The sequence below is a fragment of the Bacillus sp. JJ1764 genome (assembly GCF_036962145.1).
Classification (GTDB): domain Bacteria; phylum Bacillota; class Bacilli; order Bacillales; family Cytobacillaceae; genus Neobacillus.
Window position 1 is genome coordinate 13,429 of record NZ_JBALNY010000071.1, and the last position, 3,435, is coordinate 16,863.

The window sequence follows — 3,435 nt, forward strand, 5'->3', positions numbered from 1 at the left end:
GGAGTCTTCGTGCCTTCCACTCCGATCAACAGGGTTTTAAATCATCAGTATTCTTTAACATAGCCAATAAAAAAGAACCAAGAAAGATGTAACGGTTGTACATTTTCCAGATTCTTTTGAGTTATATTGTGGTCGCTTCTACATGGAGGTTCAAATTAAGATCTGCATATTGAGCAACCCTATTTCTCCCCAGTTTCTTCGCTTGATATAGAGCTTTATCCGCAAGATCTAATAGTTGACATGATTTAGTAATTTGATTTGGGATGATGGAGGCCACGCCTAAACTCAAAGTTACCGATCTATTTATTTTAGATCTTTCGTGAGGGATATGTAAATTTTCAATTTCTAATCGGATCCTCTCAGCTATAAAACATGCCTCATTTGAATCTTTTTGAGGAAGGATGATCGCAAATTCCTCTCCCCCATATCTTGCACAGATAGACTCATATGAATTCATTAAGTCTTTCACTCGGTTTGATATAGTAATCAAACACTGATCACCTAATACATGTCCATAGTGATCGTTGTAACATTTAAAATAATCCACATCGAATAAAATTACGGAAAGGGGCTCTCGTTTTTGAAGAGAAGAGGCTATATACTCATTAAGAATTTTATCAAAGTATCTACGGTTATAAAGAGCTGTTAAGCCGTCCACATTTGATAAGTATTCCAGCTTTTTCTCATTTTCTTTGCTTTTGGTTATGTCATTGCGAATAACAATATATTGAAATGGCTGATTATTTTTATCCAAAAATGGAACAATCGTTGTATAAACCCAAAAATATTTACCGCTTTTTGTTTTATTTCGCATTTCTCCGTTCCATACTTTTCCTTGGGAAACAGTATCCCAAAGGTCTTTAAAAAACTCTTTTGTGTGATAATCACTGTTCAACATTCTCATGTTTTTTCCCTTTAGTTCTTCGTACGAATATTCAGAGAGACGGCAAAATTTTTCATTGGCATATAAAACATTGGCATTTTTGTCAACAATCTGCACTAGGTTTGACTCGTCTAATGCAAATTTTAAATCTTGAAGATCTTTAAGCGTATCCAGATAATTTTTCTCAAGTTCATTTCTATGAACCTTATTATTGTAAGAAATAATCAAACTATCAATGATCTTGATTCTTGATTTCAAAGTCACTGGTGTTTTCCTAAGGTTGTCCCATTTACTTTTGATATAGAGTGAAAAAAATACTAACAACAACGTAAAAAGAAAAAAATCGATTATCCCATGATTAAATCCCATTTTGCTTTCCTCTCACCCCAAGATAATCAGTTAAAAAACGTAAAAACATTCCAATTGATGGTTTATTTTATAGTGTAATGTATTCAATGTTTAAAACCAATGTCTTTTTTTTGACATTCTATTAAATGAAACCTTAAGAGGCCTTTCCATGTTTTGGCTAAAACAAAATTGCTCTCTTAGATGTTATATTGCCTTTTAAATTCAAAAATCTCATTTACAGCCTGCTGATATCCACCTGACCTTAGTAAGGATTCCCTCATTTGTACCGCAGCTTTTTGGAAAGAAGGTTGGTTTATCACATATTCTGCAGCTTCACGCAACTGCTTTGGCGTCAACTCTTGCATTTGTAATTGAATTCCAGCTCCAATTTCGGCAACTTGTTCGGCAATAAACGGTTGATCTGCGCTCTGCGGGAAGACAATCAGCGGTACTCCGTAATAGAGGCTTTCGTGGACACTGTTCATTCCACCATGAGTGATAAATAATTTAGCGTATTCTAGTACCTCTGTTTGCGGAACATAATTTTTTACAATAAAGTTTTTAGGTATATCCCCCAAATCAGAAGCTTGAGTTTTATTCCCAATCGACATGACCACAGGATGTTCTGTGTTGCCAAATGCCACGACACATAGCTTATAAAATTCAATCTCTTGATTAAAGACAGTTCCTAAAGATATGTAAATTGGATTTTTTTCCATGATTGTCGTTAAATCAACGTTTTCTTGCGTCTGCCTTGGAGTGATCGATGGACCTACAAATTTATAGGTTTGATCAAATTCTTCTTCAAATGGTTGAAAGCCCCTGATGGTGTAGACAATGGTAAGCCTTGCAGGGTTACAAAATACTTCATAAGGAGAATCGATCTGCACACCATATTTCTCCTCCACCCTTTCGACCAACCTTTGATATTCACGGAAAGTTTCTGCGGGAATATTTTTCGAAAGCTGCTTGAGCTTGTTATGGAATGATGCTTCCGACTCTGCAAAAGTAGTACAAGAATTTATAGCAGGTAACTTTAGAATTTGAGAGAGTAAGCGACCACAACCAAACATAGAATCGTGAAGGATATAATCAAACTGCTCTCCTTCAATTTGTTCCAAAACACTTGGTATCACAATATCTGCCGTATGCAGCAAACCATTGATTCTTTCGAGAAAATTACTTCTCCCGCCAGAGATAAAGGCTTTTATAAACCTTTGGGCATCAATCGTTCTTACAGTTGCCCCTGTTTTTTCTAATCGCTCTCGAAACTCTTCGATTGTAAAATATACAACCTCCTCGCCTCGCTTAATCAGTTCTTGTACCAATCCTATGGTTGGATTTACATGCCCTTCTGATCCACTATTTATAAATAAAACTCTTGCCATGGTAACGACTCCTTTACAAAAATTTCTATTGTAAAGCATGATATCTAACTATTATTTTAAGGATTCTTTGTCTAGATAGGGTAAAAAAATAAGCAGTGCTTTTCTAAAATTGAAATTACACTGCTTTCTATTTTAACCGACTGAAACATAAAATAAAAAGCTTACTCAATGAGCAAGCTTAACCACTATAAACACTATCACATGTTCCCGCTTTTGGTTCATAATAACAATGATTTTTAAATTGACCGGATTGTGGTTGACCGTACCAAGTCGGAGGACATGGGGCATGTGGATTAAAATACCAAAGGGCATATTTCCCTGGGTGTTGTCTCCAATACTCCAAATTCTGTCTGGCTAATCTTCTTTCCGCAGTTCGTGCTCTTTGATAAAAAACATTGCCTTTTTGAACTGCTTCAAAGGAAAAATTTCCTCCTTGTACTTGATAAATAACTTGGTTTACTGTTCTTAAACCTTTAAAATCTAAACAATTAGCTACAAGGCGATTCACTATGACGTTACCAACATATAACATCCCCTGTTTTCCTTCACCTTCGGCTTCTGCTCTCATCATCCTTGCCATTAAATCAACATCTGAACTTCGGTAACTTACTCTCGGCATTTTTCCACCTCCAACATATAGTATGAAAAAAAGCCTGCATTGATGTCTTTGTTTATTTACTACATATGGTTTGTTGTTAATATATTTCCTATTAAATGAAAACACTTTGTTGGAAGGATCAATACTACGGAACCCCACTACGTTTCCAACGTTGATGCTGAATTCATAAATATGGGAATATAGACGGTCTCTACGTT

3 protein-coding genes are annotated in these 3,435 nt (G+C 35.5%); all 3 read right to left on the minus strand.

Annotation, left to right across the window (positions count from 1 at the left end):
- Nucleotides 1–121 precede the first annotated feature (121 nt).
- The 3 genes from V7083_RS11650 to V7083_RS11660 all read right to left on the minus strand — a co-directional run bounded on the left by V7083_RS11650 (nucleotide 122) and on the right by V7083_RS11660 (nucleotide 3,238).
- Entirely contained in the window at nucleotides 122–1,252 is a 1,131-nt protein-coding gene (locus tag V7083_RS11650) for a sensor domain-containing diguanylate cyclase (protein ID WP_335477847.1), read from the minus strand.
- 176 nt (nucleotides 1,253–1,428) lie between these two features.
- Nucleotides 1,429–2,619, minus strand: coding sequence for a macrolide family glycosyltransferase (locus V7083_RS11655; protein ID WP_335477848.1), 1,191 nt, complete (start codon nucleotides 2,617–2,619; stop codon nucleotides 1,429–1,431).
- Nucleotides 2,620–2,797: 178 nt separating this feature from the next.
- Nucleotides 2,798–3,238, minus strand: coding sequence for a cell wall hydrolase (locus V7083_RS11660; protein WP_335477850.1), 441 nt, complete (start codon nucleotides 3,236–3,238; stop codon nucleotides 2,798–2,800).
- Nucleotides 3,239–3,435 lie beyond the last annotated feature (197 nt).

What these genes read in the sequence shown, in the direction of transcription:
- V7083_RS11650 (WP_335477847.1), bottom strand. Translation starts at nt 1,252, where the DNA reads ATGGGATTTAATCATGGGATAATCGATTTTTTTCTTTTTACGTTGTTG.
- V7083_RS11655 (WP_335477848.1), bottom strand. Translation starts at nt 2,619, where the DNA reads ATGGCAAGAGTTTTATTTATAAATAGTGGATCAGAAGGGCATGTAAAT.
- V7083_RS11660 (WP_335477850.1), bottom strand. Translation starts at nt 3,238, where the DNA reads ATGCCGAGAGTAAGTTACCGAAGTTCAGATGTTGATTTAATGGCAAGG.